Genomic DNA, 25,284 nt, shown 5'->3' on the forward strand with positions numbered 1-25,284 from the left:
TATCTCGGGCGGCTCAGCTTCGTTTGCGGCGCGCCAGGAAGAGCGCAGCCACGCCGAAGGCAAGGAATCCGCCGGGCTCAGGCGCCAGCACAATCGCCATTCCGCCGATGGTGGTGGCACTCCCGAATGGCAGCGTGCTCGTACCGAGATTGAGCGAGACCGTGCTGTTGTAGCTAATGATCTGATTGCCGTTGAGAACGTAAACCAGGGGCCCGTGGCCAGCCACCATGTCGATATTGTTGTTGGTGCTCGCCCCAAAATTCTCGACCAGGCTTACACTGCCGTTGGTGCCTGCGGAGTTGGTCGGGATGGACCACATTTCGAGATTCCCGGCATTAAGCGTGAGGCCCAAAAACTGGTTCGTCACGGAGTACAGTGCAGCCCGCGGGACGTTCGCACCCGTCCACGCAACTGCACTCGGCACAGCCTGCGTCGGTGCGCCGCCACTGAGCGCGTGTTGCTGAACTTCAACCAGTGTTGCGACCGAATTGACGCCCCACGAAAGGCGGTAGACGCTCGCACCGTTTCTGAGGGAGGCGGTTCCCAGGCTGCCCGTGTTGCTTACCTGAGCCACGCCGTTGGAATCGTATCCGCGTCCGGGGCTGGTGCCACTGCCTCCTCCATTTCCGGTAAACAACAGCCCGCTCGTAGAGTCCCACGCAATATTCCCGTATAAGGTCGAAATGGTAAACGTGGACATATAGTCGCCGGTGTTGTAGTTGAACGTGGTGACCCGGCCGTTAGCGGTCAGCACAAACGCGCGGTTGGTGGAGGCATCGGTCGCGATGCCGGTAACGTCGGCGTTCAGGAAACCAGTGCCGAAACTGCCGAGTGCCACGCGACTCACGGGATCGTAGCGCATCACACGCTGCGAGCCGGCCGTCGTGTTGTCGCCGAGCAACATCAGGTCGAACGAAGCCGAGCTCAGGGCCGCGACCGAAACAACAGAAACCAACGCAATCAAACGAAGCATGCTGTAGTTATATCAAACAATCGCCGGAACGGGAGAAAATCCTGTCAATTTTAGGGTCGTCGGCTAGGGGATAATGGAGGGGATGGTCGTCGGCCGTTTTCTCCTTTGCTTGCACTCGCACATGCCCTACGTGTTGAGTCACGGAAAGTCGCCGCACGGCACCGACTGGCTGAACGAAAGCGCGGCCGAGTGCTACCTGCCGATCCTCAACGCGCTCACCCGACTTCGCGACGAGGGCATTCGTCCGCGCTGGACCATCAACATGACGCCGATTTTGGCCGAGCAGCTCGACGATCCCGCGTTCAAGCAAGGCTTCGAAGAATATTGCCAAGAGAAGATCGACTTTGCGATCGAAGACCAAAAGAAGTTTCAAAAAGAGGGGCCCATGTGGATGGAAGGCGTGGCCGCGATGTGGCAACGCTTCTACACCAAGCAGTTGGTGGAGTTCAAACACCAGTGGGGCCGCAGCATCAACGATGGATTCCGGCACTTTCAAGACGAAGGTTGCGTGGAGCTGATTACGTGCGGCGCAACGCACGGATATCTGCCGCTAGCAGGCACCGAAGAGAGCGTCCAGGCGCAGGTGAAGCTCGGCGTGGAGAGCTACCGCAAGCGATTTCGGCGTCAACCGCGCGGCATTTGGCTGCCGGAGTGCGCGTATCGCCCGACCTACGATTGGAAGTCGCCGATGTCGGACGAAGCGCCGTGGCCGCGCAAGGGCATCGAGCATTTTCTGCAGGAAAACGGGCTGGAATACTTCTTCGTGGACTCGCACATGATCCGCGGGGGCGAGCCGCTGGGCACGTATGCGGCCAACTTCCCGCAACTCGCCGAGCTTTTTGCGCGCGGCAAAGCGATGTTCACCCCGCCGGAAGAACTCCGCAGCGAGTACGAGCACTACGCACTGCGCAACGGCGTCACGGTGTTCGCACGCGACCCGCACACCACGGTGCGCGTGTGGTCGGGCGACGTCGGCTACCCCGGCGATCCCGCGTACTTGGAGTTCCACAAGCAGCTGTATCCCGGTCGCCTGCGCTACTGGCGCATCAGCGAGAACAAGTCGGACCTCGGGCAAAAACAACCGTACGATCCGTGGAATGCGTACGAGAAAATCCCGGGCCACGCACACGACTTTGTGCAACTGCTCAAGAGCACGCTCGCCGATTATCAGGGCAAGGCGGGCCGCACGGGCACGCTCGTCGCGATGTACGACACCGAGTTGTTCGGGCACTGGTGGTTCGAGGGCCCCGAGTTCCTGTACGAAGTCGGGCGCGCGATGGCCAACACCCCCGAGTTGCAATCGCTGAGCGGCGGCGATCTCATTGACGCGGAGCCAGCCAAGCACATGATCGACATGCCCGAGGGAAGCTGGGGCGAGGGCGGTTACCACTACATTTGGCTGAACCAGGAGAACTCGTGGACGTGGACGCGCCTGCACGCGTGCCAACGCGAGATGGTGCGCATCGCGAACGAGTTCGCCGGCGGACCAGCGCACGATATTGCGCTGCAAGCAGCCCGCGAATTGCTGCTCGCCGAAGCCAGCGACTGGCAATTCCTCATCTCGACGATGGCCGCGCGCGATTATTCTGAAATTCGCTTCGTGGATCACGTCGAACGCTTCGAGCGGCTCGCCGTACTTGCCGACAAGGTGCACAAGGGCGGGCAACTCACCGTCGAGGAGACCGACTTCCTCAGCGATTGCCAAACGAAGGACGCGCCGTTTAAGCAGATTGACCTGAGCTACTGGGCCAAACTCGACCGTCCGATCATGCCGACACCCGAGGTCACGCTTGGGTAACCCCGTCGCTGGTCACACGTCTGAATACAAGTTCATGAAACACTGGAGTTGGGCCGTTTTTGCGCTGATCGTCGTGGCCGGATGTTCGGAGAAAAAAGCGCCACTGATGGGCGAGGACCTCAACCTCGATGCTCGCACCAAGCGGGTCGAGCGACCGCCCCTGCCGGGCGGAATCACGCCCCCGCCGGTGGAACCCACGCCCGAGATTCAACCGACCGCGCCGAGTGGCCGAGTGACCGAGCAAGGCGTGGAGTCGCGCGGCAAGTTCGAAATCATCAAACCCGGCCAACCCGGCTGGAAGCAAACCCCGCTCACCATCGCCCAAATCGGCGCGAAAGTGGACACCGCGATGATGGGCCTCAAGGGCGCGTTCGCGGAAGGTCGTTTCGACATCAAGACCAAAGAGATGTCCGGCTACCAATCCATCAAGTCCATCTTCCAGGACGCCAACCACTATCGGTTCGAGTTTGTTGACCCGACCGCCCCGAGCGCGGGCAACTATATCATCCGCAACGGGACGCGGCTTGGATTTATGCAACGCAACAGCTGGGTCGGCGAGAAGTTTCCAACATTGCCGGCAGAGACTTTGAAGATTCTGCACCTAGTCCCCGCGTTTGGTATCCAGCCGTTCATCACTCGCAAGCCGTTTTGGGCGCCGTTCCTCGCGCGACTCCAGAAAGAAGGGTTCAAGATCACGCAGGAAACCAAGTCGCTCCCCTTGCCCAACAAGGAACAACGCGACTTCCACCGGATCCTAGCGAGCAAGGCCGATGTCACCGCCGAATTCGTGATCGATGGCAAGCGGTTCGTCCCGGTGACCGTGCGCGTCAACCAGAAAATCTCGGCCAAAGAGTCAGTGTTCAGCCAATGGAGCCCGGGCTGGTCGTGGAATCGGCCCATACCCAAGGAATCTTTTGACCTCCCCGCCAACGTAAAGTAAGCAAGCCCATGATAACCACTATCGCCGCCCTCGCCCTCAGCACCACTCAAACGGCTGCTCTCGTCCAGCGCCGAGGCGACGTGCCCAACCTGCGCGGCATCGCCGTTTGTCCGGGCGCTGGCTCTACGTTCTTTGTCGCGAGCGAAGACAATGTGGTGTGGCATGTGGATGCCGTTACCCGCAAGCGCGTGCGAAGTTTTACCGGCCACCCTCAAGCGGTGTACGGCCTCACCACCAACGCCGCTGGCACGATTCTGGCCACCGGCGATGACAGTGGCCGCATTTGGCTGTGGGATGTGAAGACCGGCAAGAAGATGCGCGAGTTCCCGCGCAACGCCACCACCCACCAACGCGGAATTCAAGCTCTCAGCTTCGCCGCCGACGGCAAGACATTGGCCAGCACGGGCAAGGACGACCAAGTGATTGTGTGGGACGTGGCGAGCGCCAAGCCGATTAAGAACCTGGTCAGCGGCGGCGCGAACGTCAGCAGCGCGGTGGTGACGCCGGGCGGCATGTGGGCCGTCACCCTCGGCAGCGGGCTTTGGTACTACAAAGCGAACGCGCTGACCGCCAAGATTCCCGCTCACGGAAGCCAAGGCGCGATGGACTTTCGGGCCGACCTTAAGGGTACGCGCGGCATCTCCGGCGGCCGCGATGGGAGCGTCATGATCTGGAACCTGACCACGCGCAAGTCCATGTCTAGCCGCCTTGCGCACGAGGATTCGGTGATCAGCGTCGCAATGGCCCCCAACGGCCGGATCGCCGCCAGCAGCTGCAGCGTGGATCGCACGGTGAAAATTTGGGACGTCTCGACCGGCGTCATGGTCAGCAAGTTCGACGATCAAAGCGCCGTCGGCGCGCCGCTGTGCTTCACCATGGATGGCAAGTTCTTCGTCTCGGCCAACGCGGCCGATGCGCCGCTGGTCTATAGCGTGACGCCGCCCGTCGGGGTCGCTCCCGTCAAGGCTCCAGTCAAGAAGAAACGACGATGAAGCGACTGCGCAACACGTTGCTCGGCGCGGGCGTGGGTGCCCTCGCCGGGTACGCCTACCATCTGGTGATGGTGCGCGTCGGCAGCGGCTGAATCAGCTGCAAACAACCGGCGGTGCCGGTTTTGAGCTTAGCTGTGCTGCTAGGGATTGTCGCCCTCATCAGCGAAAAGTGAGTGGGTCTGTAAGCCGGATTCTGTATTTGTGTGACGATTTATCTACGCGACCAACCCGGAGGGTCGGTGAGCCACGTCATCCCCTCCCTATTTGGTCTTGCTTCCAGCGGGGTTTACCAAGCCGATCCGGTTACCCGAACCGCTGGTGAGCTCTTACCTCACCGTTTCACCCTTACCTCGGCGAACCGAGGCGGTCTGTTCTCTGTGGCACTTTCCATGGGGTCGCCCCCTCCCAGCTTGCGCCGGGCGCCGCGCTCGATGAAGTCCGGACTTTCCTCCCTTGACTAGGTCAAAGGCCGCCACCCGACCCACTCAACACCAGTATAGTAGGTTTGTAAACATGGATTCCACCTCGGCCGCCGAGCTGCTTGTCGCCGGAACGCCTCCTCACGAAGTTTCGCGCCAATGCGGACTTCGCGCGGATTTCGTCGATCATGTGCAGTCGGCGCTGATCGATTCCGCGTACATTCGACGCTCGTCGTTCCAGGAATCGCTGAGTAGCGACCAGGTTTTACAGCGATTCCAAGGGCTCGCGAAGCGATACCTCCTCACGATCTTTCTCTCCAGTTTGGGGGTCGGCGCCCTCATTGAAGTTTTCCAATTCCTGCGCGACCGAAAAATGATGATGGACGGCGCGATTGGCCCCGCGATCACCCTGACGTTGATTGCCGCGGTGTTGCTGTTTCAGTGCCTGCTCTTCGCGCACATGGGCGTGGTCCGGCGCGCGCTTTGGGCTTATCCGTTCTTCTATGTCGGCGTCGTTGCGCTGCCCAACTTGGTGACGATCAAAGGCTCCGATTTCATCTCGACGATCGTCGGCGGCTTGCTTGCCTTTGTCGCATTGGCGCCGGTCTACTACATGTTCGCCGTACCGAGCGCGGCCTTAGGTGGCTACGCGCGCATTCGAAACCAGTCGTTGCGGCAGAACAAACTCTCGCGGCAGCAAATGCTGGAGCAGCTGTTCGAACTCCGCGCTCGCCGCTCGGGCGCCGTGCCCAGCGAAGCGCTCGTGAAGTCGCGGTTCACCGGTCCGTTCTTCCAAAAGCTAGGCCGCCAGGTATTCCTCAAGGCGGCGATCATGAGCGCCCTGATTGCCATCACCACGATGGCCCTGGTGTTGCTTTTCGACCCCAAAGGAAACTCGCTTACGGGCGCGCCTTCGTTTTGGCTGGGCATCAGCCAGCTGGTCCTCATGGCGATTTCCGTCACGAGTCTGGTGCTCGTTTCGATTGCCGCCGGTAGCCCTGTTCGTGCGTTGCTGGCGGCGTTCATCTTCTCGGTCGTGCCTCTCGCGGTGTACACAATTCCGGCCAAGCCGTTTGGCATCGGCTACATCACCTCGCCGACGGCCCTCTTCGGGGCGGTGTTCGGGCTGGTGTTTTACAACATCATTGCGCTGGCGACGAGCCTCGCGGTGATGATCCATATCAACTCCAAGCGCACGGAGGCCCTGACGGCCAACCAACCCGACGTGCTCGACCAAGAGATCGGTCGCCTGCAAGAGAGCCTTAGCCCGCCTTCGCGGCGGATCTGCGTGATGGACGTGGACGCCTACCAAAGCTCACGGATGAAGCAAGAAAACGACCCCTTTGAATCCGAATGGAGCTTCCGCGAGTACCAGGCGATGATCAGCCGGGTGGTGGCCCGATACCTCGGGGTGGTGCACTCCACCGCTGGCGACGGCGCGATTGTCGGGTTCCCCACCAGCGCGGATGCGCTGCGCGCGAGCATCGCCTTACAAGCCGAAATCGCGGTGTTCAACGTGCGCGTCAACCGGCTGAATGTGCCGTTCCGCATCCGCATTGGACTGCACACCGGGCAGGTTCAGGGCAGCCTCGACGAGATTCAGTTCACCGAGGTGATTGACGTGGCCGCGCACGTGCAGAAAGCCGTGCCCGTAGGAACAATTGGCGTGACGAATCGCACCATGGAGCACCTCGACCAGCACATGTTTTCGGCGGCGGGCATGAAAGTTGACGGTTACGATGTTTACGTGGTGGATCACGTGAGAGGGCCGCGCCCCTGAGAGTTCTCGACCTCGGGCGGCTCGGCTACCGCGAGGCATGGGATCGCCAGCTCGCCATCCACGAAGAGGTTGTCGAGGGCGCGGAGGACTGCCTGATCTTGGTTGAGCATCCGCCGGTGCTTACGCTTGGCGCTAACTTTCACGCTTCAAACCTATTGTTTTCGGAAGAGCAGTACGCCGCCCGCGGGATTGATGTAGTGACCACCGATCGTGGCGGCGACGTGACCTACCACGGCCCCGGTCAACTCGTCATCTATCCCATTTTTGACCTGCGCCGACACGGGCGCGACGTCCACAAATGGATGCGCGACCTGGAGGAGACCATGCTGTTGACGCTGGCTCATTGGGGAATCGAGGGGCGGCGGGTGCCGCCGCATTCCGGCGCGTGGGTCGGCGATCTCAAGGTCGCCGCCATCGGCGTCAAGATCAGGAAATGGGTAAGTTTGCACGGCTTAGCCTTAAACTGTGACGCCGATCTCGCGGCATTTGGACTGATCATTCCTTGCGGGATTCAAGGCTTCGGCGTGGCCTCGGTTTCGGGGTTAGTTGGCCGGGCCGTCACCATTGAGGAAGCCAAGCCGGTGGTCGTCTCAGCGTTCCACCAAGTCTTCGAGCCGTCCGCCCGGCACGCCGACCGGTAGGGCTGGCGTCACGCCCGTGGTTACCAGAAAGGTGGGGCAGCCTGCCGCTTCGCCCGCCGCGATATCGGTGTCCAAGCGATCTCCTACGCACAGCACGTCGTTGGGCGCAAGCCCCATGTCGGCGCACAGGGCCAGCACGCCCGCCGGATCCGGCTTGCCGTAGGCTCTCGCTGTGCAACCGGTGCAGGCTTCCAGAGCCGCGACGATCGCGCCCGCCCCCGGCGCGAGCCGCCCGCCTTCCAGCGGGAATGTCGTGTCGCGATTCGTGGCGATCAGCTCTGCGCCGCCGCGCACCGCCTGCAGAGCCCGATCCAGCCAGTCGTAGCTGAACTGGCGACAAATTCCGGCGACGACCACCTGAGCGTCGCCGGGTTCGCAGCTGACGATCCCCTGCCGGGCGAGCACCTCCACCAGCCCTGCTTCGCCGACCACGAAGACGCGCTCAACGCCTGCGGCGGCCAGTGCATCGGCCGTTACCGTGCCGCTCGTGGCGATCTCGGCGGGCGCAAATTCAAACCCCATGTGGGCCAGCTTCGCGGCCACGGATTCCGGTGTGGCCGAGGAGTTGTTTGTAAGGCACCGCATGGGCACGCCCCGATCGCGCAGAGTTTGCACCACGTGGGCCGCGCGGGGAATTGGCTCCGACCCGCGATACAGCGTGCCGTCGAGATCGAAAATGACGCCGCGCCAGCTCATTTGTCGCGGTGAACGACGTAGTGCGCGAAGCCGGTGAGGAAGTCGAGCTCCGCCGAGGGCGGCAAATCGGCAATCGCGGCGCGAGCGTGGTTCACATGCTCCAGAGCGAGGGCCTCTACTTCGGCGAAACAACCGCGCTGATCCATCCAGCTCACGATCATCCGCACCTCGTCGTCGTTCGCGCTCCCGCCAAACTTGCTCGCGGCAAACTCGGTCTCCTCGGCGGTCAGCTTCTCGCGAAGAATCAGCAGGGGCAAGGTCGCGCAACCTTCGTGGAAGTCGGTGGCGACGGGCTTGCCCGTCACCTCGGGCTTGCCGCGATAGTCGAGGAGATCATCCGCGATTTGGAACGCTAGTCCGATGTGATGCCCGTAGGTCGCCAACGCGGTTCGGGTCGGCAAGTCTGCGCCGGCCGACATCGCGCCGAGTTCGCAGCACAGCTGAACAAGCACAGCGGTCTTCAGCCGCAAAATCTCCATGTGATCATCGCGCGTCAGTTCAAAATCGCCGCGGACTTCCACCTCGCGAGCCTCGCCCTCAGCGAGATCAATGACGGCTTGACTGACCAGGCGAATGATGTCGAGGTCGCCATCTTCGGCGAGCAACGCCATGGAGCGAGCGAGCAGCACGTCGCCGCTGAGGATGGCCGGCGTGTTGCCGAACACCCGCGCCGCCGTCGGACGACCGCGTCGCAGGTCGGCGTTGTCAATCACGTCGTCGTGGATGAGCGTGGCCATGTGAACCATCTCGAGCACCGCGCTGAGCAACACGGCCCGCTCAACCGAGATGGCGCCGGCGGCTCGCGCCGAGGTCAACACAAGCGCAGGCCGCAGTCGCTTTCCACCCGAGGTAAGCGTGTGGTGCAGCACCTGATGAACCACCGCCACCTTGGATTCCAGGCGGCTTAGAAGCTCGGCTTCCACCAGCGCGAGGTCGCCCTGCACGCGGTCCAAAAGCGCGGCGCTCGGTAGCGGTTTCACGCTTTGCGCCCCCAATGAATGCAAATGTTGCCCATAAACAAATCCTGCATGCGCACGTCAACGAACCCGGCCCGCTCCATGCTCGCGCGCAGCCCCTCGCGATCCAAAAATCGTGCCGTTGATTCCGGTAGATACGTGTAGGCCTCGCGCTTGCGGAAGATCGCGCCGAGCACCGGCAGCACAATCTTGTTGACCACAAAACTGCCGACTCGGGCCAGCGGGTTGCGCGGGCGCGCCATGTCTACGCTGACGAACGTGCCACCGCTTTGCAGCACGCGAAACGCCTCGCGATGGGCGGCGTCAATGTCGGGCACGTTGCGGATGCCCCAACCGACCGTCACGCCTCGGAACAGATTGTCCGCCAGCGGCAGGTTGGTCGCATCACCCAAAACGAGCGTCGCCGCGGGGTCTTTGGGTTGCGATTGGGCGAGCATCGGCTCGCAAAAGTCGAGCGCAGTGATCGCCCCGCCAGGGCCGACCTTCTCGCGGAGAATCGGCAGAAAATCGCCCGTGCCGCAGCACATGTCGAGCACGGCATCGCCGGGGCGCAGGTCGAGTTTGGCCGCCGCGAGCCGACGCCATTTGTGGTGTTGGCGCAGCGACATAATGCCGTTCAGCATGTCGTAGCGCGGCGCAATATCCGCGAACATCTGCTGTACGCGGACTCGTTTGTCCTCGCCTTTTGCTTCCCAAATTGCCGGTTCCGAACCCGCCATCAAGTGTATTTTACCGCACTTTCCAATGTTTTCAGAATAAAGTGAAAACTCGTCACCGCACGCAAAAAAGTTCCCGAGGCAATGCTCGGGAACCCTTGTTATTAGTTGGTGAAGTCCAGCGCCCAGACTCGCACGAGGCGATCCAGACCGGCGGCGCAGAGGCGCGAACCATCGGGGCTGAACGCAATCGCCGAGAGCGGTTGTTGGCTGGCGTTGATCTTGACGTGGTTTTGGCCTTGCAGCACGTTCCACAGTCCGACGCTACCATCGCGCGAGACGCTGCCCAGCAGCATGCCGTTGGGGTGAAACGCCATCGCTTCGACCGGCTTTTCGTGGCCGAAGAAGGTCTTGATGTGAATCATGTCCGACAGGCGGAAAATGCGGATTGAAAGGTCAACCGCAGCCACCGCCATGTAAGCCGAATCCGGGCTAAAGGCGATGCACGAGACCGTCGAGCGGATCGCGGCGAAGGTGTGCAGTTCTTGCCCACTAATGCCCGACCACAGCTTCACGGTCGCGTCGGCGGAACCGGTCGCCACAAAGCGATTGTCCGGCGACCACGCGACGGCGGTCACCGACTGCGTGTGCGAAGTCCCGGCAAAAACGGCGTCGCCGCTCTTGGTGCGACACACCTGCAAGGTGTGATACACGGAACCCATGGCCACGCTGGTGCCGTCACCCGAAACGCCCACGCAGCTCACCCACTCCAGCGGGTTGTTGCGCCAGCTTTCGATGCGCTCGCCATCGAGCGTCCACACGGAAACCACGCTTTCGCTGCTTCCAGCGGCCACCACGCGGTCCTTATCGAGGGCTTGCACGGTGCTGACCACGCCACCTTCGAGCTTGACCTTGCGCATCACTTCGAACGACTTCGGATCCCACCAAATGACTTCGTTATCGAAGCTGCTGGTGACCATGCGGCTACTGTCCGGAGCAAAGCTGACGGCGTAAATCGGGGTGCGGTGACCCTTAAGGCGCTCCAGCAGGCGAATGTTAAGGCGGTTCGCCTCTTCGTATTGACGCTTGTCTTCGCTCGCTTCCTTGGTCGCGGCCGGCGGATTGAGCACTTGGTCGTACTCTTGGCGGCGGACCGGATCGATGAGAGTTTGGTAAGCCGAGTTGATTTCGGCCATGCGCTCGTGGGCCTTCGGATCATCGCTGATGTCCGGGTGGCACTCGCGAGCGAGCTTGCGGTAAGCCGTCTTGAGAGTGGACGGCTTGGCGTTCTTTTCAACGCCCAGAATTTCGTAAAGGGTAGGCACGATTGTTATCCAATTATGTAAGGCGGGGACCTCAAATTTCAACGTTTTGAAGGAGAACGTAGTTCCTTCTTACACAAATACCAGGGCCCTTTATCGCCTTAGCAGTCCCGAGTCCCGAAGAAAATTAAGCACCACCTGTCTCCTCGTCATATATTTCTCTTCGAGTCGCCGCCCGCTCCTCGCGGACCAGGTGACGCTTGGGTCTTGCTTTTCAGACGCAAAAAACGCCGCCATTCGTTCATCGTAATCGCCGATTCCCGCCTCCGCGTCGTACCGGTCGCGGAACCAGATGCGGTCTTGCGACAGGCGCGGCTTCACCGCCGCCGGTTTGGCCGGGTCCGGATAGCCAATGCACAGCCCAAACACGCCGAACAGCCCGCTCGGCATACCCAACAGCTGCGCGATGGCGACGGGGTTGTTGCGGAGCGCGCCGATGTAGCACACGCCCAAGCCCAGACACTCCGCCGCCACAACCATGCGCTCGGCGGCGAGCGCGGCATCCACCACGCCCATCAAAAAATAGTCGGCATAGTCCAGCGAGTCGGCGGAAATCTCCAACTCAGCCAGCTTGTGCCGCAGCCGATGATGATCCACGAAGAACCCGAAGAACCAGGGCGCCAGAGCGACCTGTCGCTGATTGCTGCAGTGCTCGTTGACCTGCGCGCGGAGATCGGGGTCTTCAATGCTAACCACCGAATACAGTTGCAAATTGCTGCTGGTGCTCGCGCTTTGCGCCGCGGCCACCAGACCCGCGATGAGCTCCTCGGAGACCGGTCGCCCGAGGTCAAAGTCGCGCACCGAGCGGTGCTGCAAAAAGTCGGCGAGCCCGTCAATCGCCGGCGCTTCCGCCGACCCATAACGGGCTCGCCACAGTTCTGAAAACTCGGACAACGTTACTTTTTGACGACGATTTTCATCGTCTTGATGGTGTCGCCACGCTGGACCTTCATGATGACATCCATGCCCTTGGTGACCTTGCCGAGCACGGCGTAGTTGCCGTTGAGGAACTCGCTATCCTTGGTCACGACAAAGAGTTGGCAGTCGCCGCCGACTTTGCTGCCCGTCGAGGCAATGCCGACGACGCCCTTCTTGAAACCAACCTTGCTGGCTTCGAACGGCATTTGCTTGCCCGATCCGCCTCCGCCAACGTCCAGGCTCTTGCGGCTACCGGGATCGCCCCACTGCACGACCCAATCTTCCACCCGGTGGAAACGGATGCCGTCGTAGAACTTCTTCTTAACCAGTTCGCCGACGTGAGCCGCCGTCTTCGGCGAGCCCTTGGTGTCCACTTCGATGGTGAACGACTTGCCATTGGTAAACGTGACAACGTATTGAGTGGCGGCCATAGCGGCAGCGCCAACGAGGGTGAGACATGAAGCGATGAGGGCACGATTCATGCCCTCATCTTACCGCTTGTTACTTCAGCGGCTTGGTTAAGGTGGCGTCGGTCGAGAAGTCCTTGCGCCACTTCATGCGGCGGACGATCTCGCTTTCAAATTCGCTCAGGTCCATGACGTCGGTCAGGGCTTCGCGCTCACTGATGTCGGTCAGAACGCCTTCCAGCGATCGGATGTTGCCCGTGTTGACCTTGCGATCCATGAGCGTGGCCATGCCGACTTCCGAGCGCACAATATCGCTCACGCGGACGGTTTCGGCGCGACCCTTGACCGTGACCTTGACGCGGTCGTCGCCGGGGTAGAAACGTTGATACGCCGTGCGCAGCTGCTGCACGCGATAAGAATCGCTGACGCGACCGGCGCGAACGAAAATGGCGGTCAAGCGCTTGTCGTCAATAATCTGCATCGCCGCGGCCGATCCGTTTACGATCTCGCCGCTCTTGATGTTCACGGCATTGAGCATGGTGTCGCTGACATCAATGCCTTTGCTCTTGAAATCTCGATCAAACGTAAACGGGTCGCTGCCCTTACAATCGGCGAGCAGTTCGCCAAGCGAGCCCGCGCCCTCGCTGAGGCACGCAAACTGGATAAACCCAGCCGAAACGTAGCCGGTGTCGTACGTGTTGATGCTGTCGAAGCCGCCTTCCAGCGGGCTAATTGCGTTCATCACGCGCTGCACGCTCATGTTCAGGCGCGCTTGGCGATACAGCCGATTGACTTCCTCGTTCGGAATCTCGGTGATGCTCGTGCCTCCCGAGGAGACGCCGCCGGCGAAACGATAGTACGAGTAGGTCGAGCGGACGGAGACGTTGTCTTCAAACGCGACATTCACCTTGTCGTCAAATGTGATGGTGTGAAGCTTCGGCTCCACCGCCGAAGCGAACATCGGCACGCTCTCCATTTGCAAAAGCAAATCGCCAGGGATGTCGCCAGGATGCGGGACATTGTCAATCTGGGCGGGGAGGTTTTTGCCGTTCTTTTCGCGGCAGACCAAAGCGGCTTGGTAGCGGTCGTAGTCAATCTTGGCCTTCACCCACTGTTCCCAGGTTTGTTGGGCGGGGGTTTTGACACCGGCATCTTGGGTCGGCGAGACCTTGCCGCTAAAGCCCTTGATCTTGGCGTACTTGTGCAGCCACTGCGAACCTTCGGGGGTCAGGCGGACTTGCCAGCGTCCCATGCGCTGCGCCTTGGGGCTATTGGTCACTTCGTAACGAGCCTGGGTGCGCCAGTACTCCTGCACCGAGGCAGCTTCGGACCGGCTGTAGCTCGCGCTCGCGAGCGACGTAGCCAGAAGGATCAGACAAGAATTCCAAAGACGAGTCGCCATAGTGGGAGGATCGGCAGAGTGGTCCGCCGCCATTAGGCCTATTCCAAGGAATCTATCATAATCTCCTTGTGAATTTCACTGATGTCACCATTATTGGTGGCGGTCCGGTCGGACTTTTTGCTGCTTTTTACGCTGGACTGCGCGGTATGAGCGTGCGCATTGTGGATAGCTTGCCCGAGTTGGGCGGCCAGCTCACCGCGCTGTATCCCGAAAAGTATGTGTTCGACATGCCCGGATTCCCGAAGGTGCTCGCCAAGGACCTCGCCCGGGACATGATCGCGCAAGGCATCCAGTTCAACCCGGAAATCTGCCTCGAAGAAACCGCCGAACACCTGGAATCCGTGCCGGGCGGCTACGTGATTCGCACCGCCAAGGGCACCGAGCTCCCGACCCGGACGATCATCATTGCTGCGGGCGCTGGCGCGTTCTCGCCGACCAAAATCGGGGCGGCGGGCGAGGAAGATTTCGTCGGACACGGCCTCAGCTACGGCGTGCGCGACAAGAGCGTGTTCGCCGGGAAGGAAGTCGCCATTATCGGCGGCGGCGACAGCGCATTTGACTGGTGCTGGGAGCTGCGCGACATCGCCAAGTCGGTCAGTCTCATTCACCGTCGCGACCAGTTTCGCGCCCACGAGGAAACCGTTGCCAAGGTCCAGGCGAGCGGGGTCAACTTCATTTTGTGGACTCAGGTCAAGGAGGTTTGCGGCAACGGCGTCGTGCAAAAACTCGTCCTGGAGAACTCGCAAACCAAGGAGCAAAGCGAACTCGCCGCCGACGCGGTGATCGTGAATATCGGGTTCAAGTCGAGCCTTGGCCCAATCAAGGATTGGGGGCTCACCATCGAGAAAAACCAGATCATCGTGGACCACCTTTACGAAACCAATCTGCCGGGCATTTTCGCGGTCGGCGACGTCTGCAACTTCGAGGGCAAACTCAAGCTCATTGCGACCGGCGTAGGCGAGGCGGCAACCGCCGTTTGCATCGCCAAGACGCGACTAGACCCGGAAGCAAAACTGTTTCCGGGCCATAGTTCCGATCGCGATCTTTAGTCTGCCTTTGGCTTCCCAATTAGGCGGCCGCTGATCCATCGCGTGACCTTGCCGATGCCCTCGCTCAGGTCGTCGAGAATCGTGTACGAACACGGAATCACGAGAAGCGTGAGGATGGTCGAGAGCGTGATCCCGCCGATGATGGTGATGCCCAGCGTTTCGCGGAACTCACTGCCGCGACCCACGGCCAGGGCGACCGGCAGCATACCGAGCACGACGGCCATCGAGGTCATCATGATCGGGCGCAGACGAGTCGGGCCTGCTTCCACCAACGCATCATGGCGGTTTTTGCCCCGCTCACGTAGCGTGTTGGTGTAGTCAACCAGCAGAATCGCGTTCTTACCGACCAAGCCCACGAGCGTGATAATCCCGATGAATGACACGATGTTCATCGCCTTATCGGTGAGCACCAGCGCGAGCAACGCCCCGACCAACGCTTGCGGCTGAGCCAGCTGAATGATGAGCGGGTACAGCAGGTTGTTGTACAAACTCGCCAGCAGCAGGTACACCAGCAGGAAGCCGATCCCGAGCGCGCCGAGCAGATAGCCCATTTCTCGAGACTGAGCGTCGGCTTGACCCAGATTTTGCTGGCGGATGCTTGCCGGAACAAGGTTCTCCTTCTTCAGCCAGGCGTCAATTTCGCTCTGGACGGAACCGGCGGCGAAGCCCGGCAACAGGTTTGTTTCGACCCGGATTTCCTCGGCCCGGTTGCGGCGCTCGATCTTGTCGGGCGCACGACCCCGCGTCAAGGTCGTCACGTCGGAGACAAACACCGGCGTGCCCCGCACAAAACGAACAGGCGCCTGCGCGATGATCTCCGGGTTATTGCGGTCTTCGGGTGACATCTGGACGCGGATTTTGTACTCCTTGCCCAGCACACGGAAGCGCGCGTTGTCATCGCCCTCGTACAAGGTTCTCATCGAACTTGCTACTTCCGCCGGAGTGACGCCGAAGTCCGCCATGCGGGTGCGGTCCGGAATCGCGCGAATTTCGGGCTTGCCAGCGCGACCACTCGTTTGCGGGCTAATGACGCCCTTGATAGCGCCCGCGGCCAGACCTTCGCGAATCTTGTCGGTCACGCGCGTAAGCTCGGCCCGATCATCGCCGCTGAACGACATCTGGATCGGCGCGCCGAACCCGAACCCGCTCACGGTGCTGTAGCGAACGGTCGCGCCGGGAATCTTGCCCGTCGCTTCCATCAAGTCGGCGGAAACCGAAACGTCCGTTTTCGTTCGAAGCCTTTCCTTATGCTTCACCCAGAACATCACGCTGTCGAGCAAGGCGCGCTTTTCGAACAGCGTGGCTTGCACGGCGCCAAGGTTGGTGCCGACTGAACCCGCTTCAAAAGCCCCGCCACCGCGCGTTCCCACGCGACCGATCGTGTACTTCACGTCGGGGTGCTTCATCACCACTTGCTCAACCTGAGCGACGACCTTTTCGGTCTCGGCCAGGCTTGCGCCAGGCGGCAACTCAATCGAGGCGGTCACCTGACCGGCGTCCGAGGTCGGAGCGAATTCGAAGTTGAAAATATTCCCCTTCTTGTAATCCTTGGCGTACCAGTTCCCCGCTAGCGCCATGAAAATGAGGAAGACCGAGAAACCGGCGATGCCAATGAGGTTGTTCCAAACCGGTCGCCGCAGGCGAATCAAGTTGATGATGAACGCCACCACGCCAATTTGGACGATCATCATCATTGGTCCTTGCGTCACCGCGGCAATCGCCGCCTTCTTGTCGGGCGCAAACCCGCCGCCAATGAACATAAACAGCCCGATGAGGACCACAAAGCCCGAGATGAACACGAACCAGCGATGCTGCAGCGACCACTCCAGGGCGCGGCGATAGACGTTTTCGAACTTCGTGAACGTGCGCTCAAAAGCTTGGGCAAAGCGACCCTTCGGGTGCTCCACGTCCTCGCCCTTGCGATACCAGCGCGAGGCGAGCATCGGCGTGACGGTGAACGACACGAACAGCGACAGCAGAACCGCGACCACGAAGCCGATGCCGAGCGGTCGGAAGAACTGCCCGACGATGCCACCCATGGTGGCCACAGGAATGAAGACGACGACGTCGGCAAAGGTGATGGCGAGCGCGGCCAGACCGATTTCGGCCCGACCATTGATCGCCGCTTCCACCGGCTCTTCGCCCATCTTAAGGTGGCGATAGATGTTTTCCAGAACGACGATCGCGTCATCCACCAGAACGCCAATGGCGAGCGAAAGCGCCAGCAGCGACATGTTGTTGAGCGTGAACCCAAACAGCTGCATCACCGGGAACGTCGCCATCAGACAGATCGGGATGGCGAGCGCGACGATGAGCGTTCCGCGCCAGTCGTGGAGGAACAGATACACGATCATCGTGACCAGCAAGATGCCGATCACGAGCGTGAGTTGAAGGTCGAACAGCGATTCGCTGATGCGCGTCGCCACGTTTTGGGTGACCACAAACTCAACCGGAAACGCGTTCTGCAACTGCTCGGTCAGTGCCAGCGCGCCCTTGGCAATCTCAATCGCGTTGCCTTCCTTGATCTTTTGAATCGTGATGACGACCGAGTCGTTGCCATCGAGTCGGCTCCAACCGCGGCGCTCTTCGACCGTGTCTTTGACCTCCGCAAGATCGCCGAGACGCACGACTTGCCCTTCGCCGGTTTGCGAACTCGGGTCGTTCACCTTCAAGCGCATGTCGCGGATTTCATCCACGGTGGCAAACTCGCCCTGCATGCGCACGGTGAGTTCTTGGCCGTTGTTCTCCACCCGACCACTCGGAATGTTGAGCGTCGCCGAACGAATAGCGTTGGTGACCTCGGTAATGCCCACCTTGTAAGCGAGCAAGGCGTCCTTACGCAGGAGAATCTGAATCTCGCGCACGTCGCCACCGCTGACCGTGGCCGCGGCTACGCCCGGAATCTGTCCAAAGCGGTCCTTAATCTTGTCGTCAATGAGGTCACGCAGTTCTTGCGTGCTGAGCGTCTTCGACTTCACCCCCAAGGTAAGCACGGCGCTTGATCCCGCATCCACCTTGCTAACGGTCGGTCGCAGCGCGGCTTCCGGCAGGTTGGGAATGACCGTATCCACCTTCGCCCGCACGTCGTTGAGCGCGGCATCCATGTCGGTGCCGATGTTAAAGTTAAGCGTAACGAGGCTGATGCCTTCCTGAGCGAGCGCGGTGACTTGGTACACCCCGTTGACGCCGGAAATCGCTTCTTCCACCGGACGCGAAATGAGCGTGTTCAGCTCTTCCGGACCGGCCCCCGGGTAAGCGGTGCTCACCGTCACGACGCCAAAAGAAACTTCCGGATTTTCTTCCACCCGCATGCTGGTGACCGACCGATAGCCCATGAAAAAGGCGGCGAACATCAGCATGAAGATGAACACCGGTCGGGTAATCGCGACCTTGGTGATGTTGTTCATTCTTTACTTCTTCGCCTCGGCGAGCCGAACCTTGGCCTTGTCGGCGAGTTCTTCATGCCCCACCACAATCACGTCGGCGGTCTTGTCTACGCCCGCGACTTCGATCACATCCTTGGTTTCCAGGCCAGTTGTGACGGTGACTCGCTTGGCGGCGTCGCCCTCCTTGATCATCACGTACTTGCCCTTGCTATCGCTGAGCACGACCGTCTTCGGCAGCACCGTTGCGCCACTCACGACGCGCGTTTCGATCTGACCGCGAGCGAACATGCCCGGCTTCACCTCGGGGGTGATGGCGAGCAAACCGATGCGAACCTTAAAGATGCGGCCCACGCTGTTGGCGCTGGGGCTAACCGAGCGAACCGTGCCGATGAACGTGCGGCCTGCGAGAGAGTCCATCCGCACCGTTACCGAGCGTCCGACTTGCACTTCGCCGAGCTTGAGTTCGGGGACGTCACCCTCGAAGAAGCTGCCTCCTCCGCCGACCATCTTGGCAAACACGGTGCCCGGCCCGAGGTAGGTGCCCACCGGTACCGGCGAGCCCTGAATCTGGCCGCTAAACGGCGCTTTGATCATGGTGCTCGCAAGGTCCACCTGGCCGAGGTTGACCGATTCCTGCGCGCTTTCCACGGCGGCGCGGGCGGCATCGACTCGCATTTGAAGCTGCGGGTCAAGCTGTTTGGCGGCTTGCGCTTGGCGAAGACCTTCTTCAGCCGCACGAACCTGTTGTTCCGCAATCGCGATGTCCTCGGGCCGAGCGCCGGTTTGCTGCATTCGCTGCATTTCGAGCACTTGCTCGTAGCCGCTCAGCGCCTGCGCATACGCCGTTTCGTACTGCTCGACCTCTTGCTTGCTCACCGCGCCTTCTTTGTACAGATTGCGGAATCGCTCCAGCGTCTTCTTGGCGTTCTCCATCGCGGTGCGCGCCGCATCTACTTGCGCTTGCACCTGACGGCGTTGCTCACTTCGATCACCGGCGCGGACTCGTCGCAGCGAAGCCTTCGCTTGGTCGAGTTGCGCTTGCGCCGCGCGAACGCTCGCGGTGGAGCGATTCGGGCTGACGCGGGCATCGGTCAGTGCCTGGGCCAGCTGCGCCTGTGCGGAGCGGAGTCCGGCCAAAGCCTGGCGGTAGCGCACCGTGGATTGGTTGGTGTCCTGCCGAGCAATCACTTGCCCGGCTCGGACGAAATCACCATCCTTGACGTAGCTCGCGACGATTCGGCCCGGCACCTCGGCGGCGATCATGGCTTCTTCGCTGGTGACGATTTGGCCGGTGACCTCGAAGGTTTCGGCGAGATCGCGCACGGTGGGCTTGGCCACTTGGACCGGCACCACGACATCCTGCGCAAACTTCTGCACGCGTTCGGACTGCTTTTGCGCATCGCGATTGACGCACCCGCCCATCAGGGCAAGCGCGATTAACGGAGTAATGAGATGAGAGGATTTCACGGTGTGGTCAGGGTTTTCTTGGCCGGGGATCCGGTGCGGATCGTGTACTCGTCGTTGCCGACCGCCTTTTGCAGGGCGGCGACGGCTACCAAATAGTCGTAGTTGGCTTGCGCCAGTCGGGCGCGGGCCGCGGTGAGGCTATCTTGCGCGGCGATGACATCCAGCAGGATGCCGAGATCGTTGGCGAATCTCACCTCGGCGAGGCGATACGCCTCGCGGGCGACCGTCAAGCCTTCTTCGGTGATCGCGACCTGTGCGCTTGCGTTCTTGAGATTCTGCAGCGCGACGTGGACCTCCAGGCTCACACCTTCGCGGAGTTGCAGCAGTTGAATCCGGAGCGATTCGGTGTCGCGGCGAGCCGCGGCGACTCGCGCCTTGGTCACCCCGCCATCAAAGATCGGGTAGCTCACGCTCACGCCGAGCGTCGTTTGCGAGGCCGGGCTGAAGGAGTTCGGATTGAGGTTGCGCGACTGTTGCAGTTGCACGCCCATGGATGGTTTCAGGCTGTTGCCGGCCACCTTCTCCTGGACTTCGAGGAGGCTCACCCGATTCTTCAGGGAGCGGATTTCAGCCCGTTCGCGATCGGCTGCCATCTTGAGTTCGGGTTCGCTGGTGTTGACCTCGGCGATTTCTTGCACGGGCTGGAGCGTCCATTGCTGCTCAAGCGGCTCGCGCATGGCATTGTTCAACGCGGCGAGCGCCAGATTGCGGCTGAGCTGGGCTTGATCGTATTGCAGGCGCGCTTGTTGCAGGTCGCTCTCCAAACGCGTGAGGTCGAACTTGCTGAGCACGCCCTGGGTGTTCTTGAGGCGGGCGTCATTCGCGCGCTTTTCGGCGGCGCGCAGAGTGGACTCGCGAATCTGCAGCACCCAATCGGTCTGGATCAACCGGAAGTACGCCACCTTGATGTCGTAGCGAGTTGTGTTGCGCGTGGCTTCGACGTTCTCGCGTTGCGCGGCGAGCGCGTATTCCGCCGATCGAACGGCGAGTCGCACCAAACCGCTGATGTCAATCCCGATGCTTGCCGTGGCCGTAAGCGAGTTGCTCCAGTCCGGCGTAAAGGCGTTGCTGCCATCGAGCACCCGGCGACTACTTCCGCCGAGCGTCAGCGAAGGTCCGCTGGAAGCCTTGGCCGCACGGAGGTTGTCGCGATTCTTCACCGCTTCGTTCTGCGCAATCTGGATCGCGAGGCTCCTTTTTTCGCCGCGAGCGACGGCATCTTCCAGTGTAAGAATCGGCGCTTGAACTTGCACTAATGCGGCAAGCACGGCACTCAGCGCAAACGTCATTCCGCATCCTCCACGGCCTTCGCTTGTTCAACTTGAGCGCGGAATTCATCCATAAATCGGTGCATGTGCTCGATCTTGGTGATCACCACCGCGTCCCACGCGATGTGCCGCATCACCAGGAGCTTGTCGCCGGGCTTAAAGTCGAGCTGCTCGCGCGCCTCGGCGGGAATGACGACTTGGCCCCTTTCGCCGACGGTCACGGCGCCGTAAAAGCAGTCGTTGATGTTAGGCGGGCGCGATGACCCGGAATCAGACATGTCTCCATTTTACACAAAGTATGAAAAGTATGCAACGCCCAACATTAGGAAAAAATAAACCCCGCCGCAAAATACGACGGGGTTCGGCGGGCGGTGCCCGCGACGATTACATTCGAACCTTGCTCGTGACCACTTGAACGGCGCTGACGTCCAGGTACTTGGCCATCAGATCGGTGCGACCCTTGTCGGCCGAACCAGCGCAACCGAAGAAGAAGTACTTGCCACCGGCGAAGACCTTGAACTTGGCGCTTTCGCCCTTGGCGTTGCAGCAACCCTTGGCCATCTTTGCGACGGGCTTGGCCTTGGTCGAGGTGCAGCAGGCTTCTTGCTTGGCGGCCTTGGCCACCTTGCCTTCACCGGCGCAACAAGCGCCGCCTTGCTGACCGGCGATCGCGAGGCCGGCGGTTACGATTGAAACGAGTGCAATGAGAGTTTTCATGACGTTGTCCTAAATGATCCTTAGTTGAGTGAGGTTCCCACTAAATTAAACGCCGAGCGCAGGTCGGCGGCCGAAGTCGTTTGTTCCCAGCTGAACGCATCGTTGCCAAAGTGGCCGTTCTTGGCGGTCGGCAGATACTTCTGCGACTTGAGCGCCAGCTCCTTGGCGATACCCGCGGGAGACATATCGAAGCGATCGCGAACGACCTTCTCAATGGTTTCCGGGTCCACCTTTTCGCTGCCGAAGCAGTCGATGTTGATGCTCACCGGTTGGGCGACGCCGATGGCGTAAGCCAAGGCAATCTGCACCTTGTCGGCGAGGCCCGCCGCGACAATGTTCTTGGCGATGTATCGGCACATGTAAGCCGCCGAGCGGTCCACCTTGGTGGGGTCCTTGCCGCTAAACGCGCCGCCGCCGTGCGGGCACATGCCACCGTAGGTATCCACGATGATCTTGCGACCGGTCACGCCGGTGTCGCCTTGCGGTCCGCCAATCACGAAGATGCCGGTCGGGTTGATGTGGCGAATGATGTCGCCGTCCACGTAGTTGCTGTACTCGCGCAGCGTCGGGGCGATGACGTATTCCTCGACGATCTCCTTGACGCCAGCGAGGTCGAGCTTCGGCGAGTGTTGCGTGGAAAGCACGATCGTGTCAATGCGCTTCGGCAAGCCGTTCTCGTAAATTACGCTGACTTGGCTCTTGGCGTCGGGGCGCAAACCAAGGCTCTTGTGATCCTTGCGAACCGCGGCAATGCGACGCGTCATCGCGTGGGCAATGCTCACGGGCAGGGGCATCAGTTCCTTGGTTTCGGTGGTCGCGAGACCAAACATCATGCCTTGGTCGCCGGCGCCGCCGGTGTCCACGCCGACCGCGATGTCCTTCGATTGCTCTTGGATCGCGACCATGACGCCGCACGTGTTGCCATCGAGGCCCAGTTCGGTGTCGGTGTAGCCGACTTCGTTGATCGTGTCGCGCACCGTTTTCGCGATGTCTACGTAGCCATCCACGGTGACTTCCCCGGCGACCACGGCGAGGCCGCGGGTCAGCAGGGTTTCAATGGCGACACGAGCGTTCGGATCCTGGGCGAGACACTCGTCAAGTAAGGCGTCAGAAATCTGATCCGCCAGCTTGTCGGGGTGGCCTTCGCTCACAGATTCGGACGTGAATACACCAAATTTGCTCATCTTTTCAACTCAAAATTGTACCCGGCTTAGTTCAAAAACGACTTGATTGCGTTGACGACGCGCACCTGGTCGGCTTCGCCCAAGGTCGGCCAAATCGGGAGGCTGATGACCTCGGTCGAAAGCTGGTCGCTCACCGGCAACGGACCGTGCTCGGCGTTGAGATAAACCGGCAATTTATGCAGGGCAACCGGGTAGTAAATCATCGTGCTGATGCCCTCGGCGTCAAGCGCCTTTTGCAGCTCGTCGCGCTTGCCGCCCATCACGCGGATCGTGTACTGGTGGAACACGTGCGTGGCGTAATCGGCGGTTTCCGGCGCGATCACCTGGTCGAAACCTTGGAACAGATCGTAGTAGCGCGCGGCCACTTGGCGACGACCTTCGTTCCAGGTGTTGATGTGCCGCAGCTTCACGCGGAGAATCGCCGCTTGCAGCTCGTCGAGTCGCGAGTTCACGCCGACGCGCTCGTTGAAGTACTTCTTCTTCGCGCCGTGGACGCGCATCATGCGCACGTGGTCGGCCATCTCGTCGTCGTTGGTGGTGTAAAGGCCGCCGTCACCAAACGCGCCCAGATTCTTGCTCGGGAAGAAGCTGAACGCCCCGGCGTCGCCGATGGTGCCCGTTTGCTGACCGCGGTAAGCCGCGCCGAACGATTGGGCGCAGTCTTCGAGGATCATCAAGTTGTGCTTCTTCGCGAGGTCCATCAGCGGCTGCATGTCCACCGATTGGCCGTACAGGTGCACCGGCAAAATCGCCTTCGTGCGCTCATTGATGCGCGATTCGACTTGGGTGATGTCCAGGTTGTAGGTCACCGGGTCAATGTCCACGAAGATCGGGGTCGCGCGGAAGTGGCTGATCGCCTCGCCCGTGGCGAAGAACGTAAACGGCGTCGTGATGACCTCGTCGCCCGGCTTGAGTCCCATGGCCGAACAACCCAAGATCAGCGCGTCGGTACCGCTGTTGAGGCCAAGCGCGTGCTTGACGCCCAGGAACTCGGCGACTTCTTGCTCGAACGCCTTGACGTTCGGGCCCATGATGAAGTGGGTAGAGTCGAGCACGCCATCAATTGCGGCGCGAAGCTCCTCGCGAATGGACGCAATTTCGGGCTTGAGGTCAAGAATGGGAATCTTGGTGACGGTAGCGGACATACCCGCTAGTTTACCGGACCCGCGCCTTACGGCCGGAACAGATACTTAATTCCGTTGCCGGATTGCAGGTCGGCGAACACCTGCTCGGCGTCGGCGATCTCGCGCTGACCGCTGATGACGGCCTCGATGTGGAAGTTCGGATCGAGCAACCACTCACGCGCGGTTTGCACGGCCCGCGTCCCAAAGTGGAACGGGCTCAGAATCGTGATTTGCTGATAGTGCAGATGCTGCGTGTCGAACGCCGCGTGAGTCCCCGCCGGACAGCCGCCGAACAGCATCACTCGCCCGCCGCGACGCGCGTAGTGAATGCTCGACTGCCACACCTCGACGTTGCCGGTGCACTCGATGACGACGTCGTAGCCGCGCCCGAGCGAGTGCGGCACGTCGCTCACGTGCAAGGGTCGCGCGCCGAGCTGTTCGCCGACGGCGAGACGCCGCTTATTGCGCCCGGCCAGCGTCACATCGTGAATCCCGAGTTGCCGCAACGCGGCGACAAACATCAGGCCAATCGCGCCGGGGCCAATAATCAAAACGCGGGTGTAGGGCATCAGCGACCCGAGTTCCAGGATGCCCTGGGCCACACAGGCGAGCGGTTCGAGCAGCGCCGCGCGGGCAAAGCTCACGCTGGCGGGTTTTTCAAACACGTTGAGTCGGGCGATGTGCGCCGGAATCAGCAGGTATTCGGCGTAACTGCCCAGCACCTTGGTTTCCATGATGCGCTCGCACAGGTTCTCCTGATTGCTCTCGCACCAAAAACAGGTTTGGCACGGCGCGGAGTGGACACCCATCACATCGGTGCCGATCGCAAACGGCGCGCCTTCGCCCACGGCAACCACCGTGCCGCTGTACTCGTGGCCAAAAATCCCGGGCATCGGAATCTGGGGATGGCCGCGCAAGTAAGCCTTAAGGTCGGTGCCGCACGTCGTGGCGGCGCGCACGCGGATGAGGATTTCGCCGGGGCCAGGCAAAGGGACATCAACCTCGCACACCCGCAAAAGGCCGGGCTCTTCCAACACAAGCGCCGACATTTTCTGACCCACGACGGGCGAGATGGCGGCGGGTTGAGAGGATTCCGGCTGACCCATAACTTGAAGGTTCTACGGCACTGATCAACCGATCAGCATCGACGTGGGGAATTATACTCAGC

22 protein-coding genes and 1 other RNA gene are annotated in these 25,284 nt (G+C 61.0%); 6 read left to right on the plus strand and 17 right to left on the minus strand.

Features of this window, described 5'->3' with window-relative positions; translation table 11 throughout:
* Positions 1 to 13: 13 nt before the first annotated feature.
* Positions 14 to 973, minus strand: a complete 960-nt coding sequence (locus tag JNJ45_07390; protein MBL8048488.1) for a hypothetical protein — start codon at positions 971 to 973, stop codon at positions 14 to 16.
* 121 nt (positions 974 to 1,094) lie between these two features.
* Here JNJ45_07390 and JNJ45_07395 point away from each other — a divergent pair, with 121 nt between their 5' ends.
* The 3 genes from JNJ45_07395 to JNJ45_07405 are packed head-to-tail and all read left to right on the plus strand — an operon-like array spanning position 1,095 to position 4,703.
* Positions 1,095 to 2,771, plus strand: coding sequence for a DUF1957 domain-containing protein (locus JNJ45_07395; protein ID MBL8048489.1), 1,677 nt, complete (start codon positions 1,095 to 1,097; stop codon positions 2,769 to 2,771).
* 34 nt (positions 2,772 to 2,805) lie between these two features.
* Complete coding sequence (locus tag JNJ45_07400; protein ID MBL8048490.1) at positions 2,806 to 3,711, plus strand: hypothetical protein; 906 nt, start codon at positions 2,806 to 2,808, stop codon at positions 3,709 to 3,711.
* An 8-nt stretch (positions 3,712 to 3,719) separates the two neighbouring features.
* A complete protein-coding gene (locus JNJ45_07405) occupies positions 3,720 to 4,703 on the plus strand; it encodes a hypothetical protein (protein MBL8048491.1) in 984 nt (327 codons plus the stop codon).
* A gap of 166 nt (positions 4,704 to 4,869) precedes the next feature.
* Here the strand turns inward: JNJ45_07405 and rnpB are convergent.
* Positions 4,870 to 5,191: RNase P RNA component class A (gene rnpB, locus JNJ45_07410), an RNA gene on the minus strand.
* Between the two features lie 25 nt (positions 5,192 to 5,216).
* Here rnpB and JNJ45_07415 point away from each other — a divergent pair.
* Both JNJ45_07415 and lipB read left to right on the plus strand, forming a co-directional pair.
* Positions 5,217 to 6,902, plus strand: coding sequence for a hypothetical protein (locus JNJ45_07415; GenBank protein ID MBL8048492.1), 1,686 nt, complete (start codon positions 5,217 to 5,219; stop codon positions 6,900 to 6,902).
* Positions 6,899 to 7,543 (plus strand): lipoyl(octanoyl) transferase LipB, encoded by a 645-nt coding sequence (gene lipB, locus JNJ45_07420; protein MBL8048493.1) that lies wholly within the window; start codon positions 6,899 to 6,901, stop codon positions 7,541 to 7,543. Before JNJ45_07415 ends, lipB begins: the two co-directional genes overlap by 4 nt.
* Here lipB and JNJ45_07425 read toward each other — a convergent pair.
* From JNJ45_07425 to JNJ45_07455, 7 genes are all read right to left on the minus strand, one after another.
* A complete protein-coding gene (locus JNJ45_07425; GenBank protein ID MBL8048494.1) occupies positions 7,493 to 8,239 on the minus strand; it encodes an HAD-IIA family hydrolase in 747 nt (248 codons plus the stop codon). The genes lipB and JNJ45_07425 overlap by 51 nt on opposite strands.
* On the minus strand, positions 8,236 to 9,219 hold the full coding sequence (locus JNJ45_07430) for a polyprenyl synthetase family protein (protein MBL8048495.1): 984 nt from the start codon (positions 9,217 to 9,219) through the stop codon (positions 8,236 to 8,238). The genes JNJ45_07425 and JNJ45_07430 overlap by 4 nt, the downstream gene beginning before the upstream one ends.
* On the minus strand, positions 9,216 to 9,935 hold the full coding sequence (locus JNJ45_07435) for a ubiquinone/menaquinone biosynthesis methyltransferase (GenBank protein MBL8048496.1): 720 nt from the start codon (positions 9,933 to 9,935) through the stop codon (positions 9,216 to 9,218). Before JNJ45_07435 ends, JNJ45_07430 begins: the two co-directional genes overlap by 4 nt.
* Positions 9,936 to 10,036: 101 nt before the next feature.
* The gene (locus JNJ45_07440; protein MBL8048497.1) at positions 10,037 to 11,197 is read right to left on the minus strand and encodes a DnaJ domain-containing protein; all 1,161 of its coding nucleotides are present in this window, start codon (positions 11,195 to 11,197) and stop codon (positions 10,037 to 10,039) included.
* A 90-nt stretch (positions 11,198 to 11,287) separates the two neighbouring features.
* Positions 11,288 to 12,088, minus strand: coding sequence for a nitroreductase family protein (locus JNJ45_07445; GenBank protein MBL8048498.1), 801 nt, complete (start codon positions 12,086 to 12,088; stop codon positions 11,288 to 11,290).
* A 2-nt stretch (positions 12,089 to 12,090) separates the two neighbouring features.
* On the minus strand, positions 12,091 to 12,594 hold the full coding sequence (locus tag JNJ45_07450; protein ID MBL8048499.1) for a peptidylprolyl isomerase: 504 nt from the start codon (positions 12,592 to 12,594) through the stop codon (positions 12,091 to 12,093).
* Between the two features lie 19 nt (positions 12,595 to 12,613).
* Positions 12,614 to 13,921, minus strand: a complete 1,308-nt coding sequence (locus tag JNJ45_07455; protein ID MBL8048500.1) for a hypothetical protein — start codon at positions 13,919 to 13,921, stop codon at positions 12,614 to 12,616.
* Between the two features lie 68 nt (positions 13,922 to 13,989).
* Between JNJ45_07455 and JNJ45_07460 the strand changes: the two genes are divergently transcribed.
* Positions 13,990 to 14,970 carry an NAD(P)/FAD-dependent oxidoreductase gene (locus JNJ45_07460; protein ID MBL8048501.1) on the plus strand — a complete coding sequence of 327 codons (981 nt, stop codon included), beginning with the start codon at positions 13,990 to 13,992 and terminating at the stop codon, positions 14,968 to 14,970.
* On the opposite strand, the gene JNJ45_07465 is transcribed toward JNJ45_07460, so the two are convergent.
* The 8 genes from JNJ45_07465 to JNJ45_07500 all read right to left on the minus strand — a co-directional run bounded on the left by JNJ45_07465 (position 14,967) and on the right by JNJ45_07500 (position 25,222).
* On the minus strand, positions 14,967 to 18,377 hold the full coding sequence (locus JNJ45_07465; GenBank protein MBL8048502.1) for an efflux RND transporter permease subunit: 3,411 nt from the start codon (positions 18,375 to 18,377) through the stop codon (positions 14,967 to 14,969). The genes JNJ45_07460 and JNJ45_07465 overlap by 4 nt on opposite strands.
* 3 nt (positions 18,378 to 18,380) lie before the next feature.
* Complete coding sequence (locus tag JNJ45_07470) at positions 18,381 to 19,823, minus strand: efflux RND transporter periplasmic adaptor subunit (protein MBL8048503.1); 1,443 nt, start codon at positions 19,821 to 19,823, stop codon at positions 18,381 to 18,383.
* The gene (locus JNJ45_07475) at positions 19,820 to 21,112 is read right to left on the minus strand and encodes a TolC family protein (protein ID MBL8048504.1); all 1,293 of its coding nucleotides are present in this window, start codon (positions 21,110 to 21,112) and stop codon (positions 19,820 to 19,822) included. The genes JNJ45_07470 and JNJ45_07475 overlap by 4 nt, the downstream gene beginning before the upstream one ends.
* Complete coding sequence (locus tag JNJ45_07480) at positions 21,109 to 21,369, minus strand: AbrB/MazE/SpoVT family DNA-binding domain-containing protein (protein MBL8048505.1); 261 nt, start codon at positions 21,367 to 21,369, stop codon at positions 21,109 to 21,111. The genes JNJ45_07475 and JNJ45_07480 overlap by 4 nt, the downstream gene beginning before the upstream one ends.
* A 106-nt stretch (positions 21,370 to 21,475) precedes the next feature.
* Positions 21,476 to 21,808, minus strand: coding sequence for a hypothetical protein (locus JNJ45_07485; protein MBL8048506.1), 333 nt, complete (start codon positions 21,806 to 21,808; stop codon positions 21,476 to 21,478).
* 20 nt (positions 21,809 to 21,828) lie between these two features.
* Positions 21,829 to 22,992 (minus strand): methionine adenosyltransferase, encoded by a 1,164-nt coding sequence (locus JNJ45_07490; protein MBL8048507.1) that lies wholly within the window; start codon positions 22,990 to 22,992, stop codon positions 21,829 to 21,831.
* Between the two features lie 26 nt (positions 22,993 to 23,018).
* Positions 23,019 to 24,137: a DegT/DnrJ/EryC1/StrS family aminotransferase gene (locus tag JNJ45_07495; GenBank protein ID MBL8048508.1), complete on the minus strand. Its 1,119-nt coding sequence runs from the start codon at positions 24,135 to 24,137 to the stop codon at positions 23,019 to 23,021.
* A gap of 26 nt (positions 24,138 to 24,163) precedes the next feature.
* Positions 24,164 to 25,222: an alcohol dehydrogenase catalytic domain-containing protein gene (locus tag JNJ45_07500; GenBank protein MBL8048509.1), complete on the minus strand. Its 1,059-nt coding sequence runs from the start codon at positions 25,220 to 25,222 to the stop codon at positions 24,164 to 24,166.
* Positions 25,223 to 25,284: the final 62 nt, after the last annotated feature.

Source organism: Chthonomonas sp. (genome assembly GCA_016788425.1).
In the GTDB taxonomy this organism is placed as follows: domain Bacteria; phylum Armatimonadota; class Fimbriimonadia; order Fimbriimonadales; family Fimbriimonadaceae; genus JAEURQ01.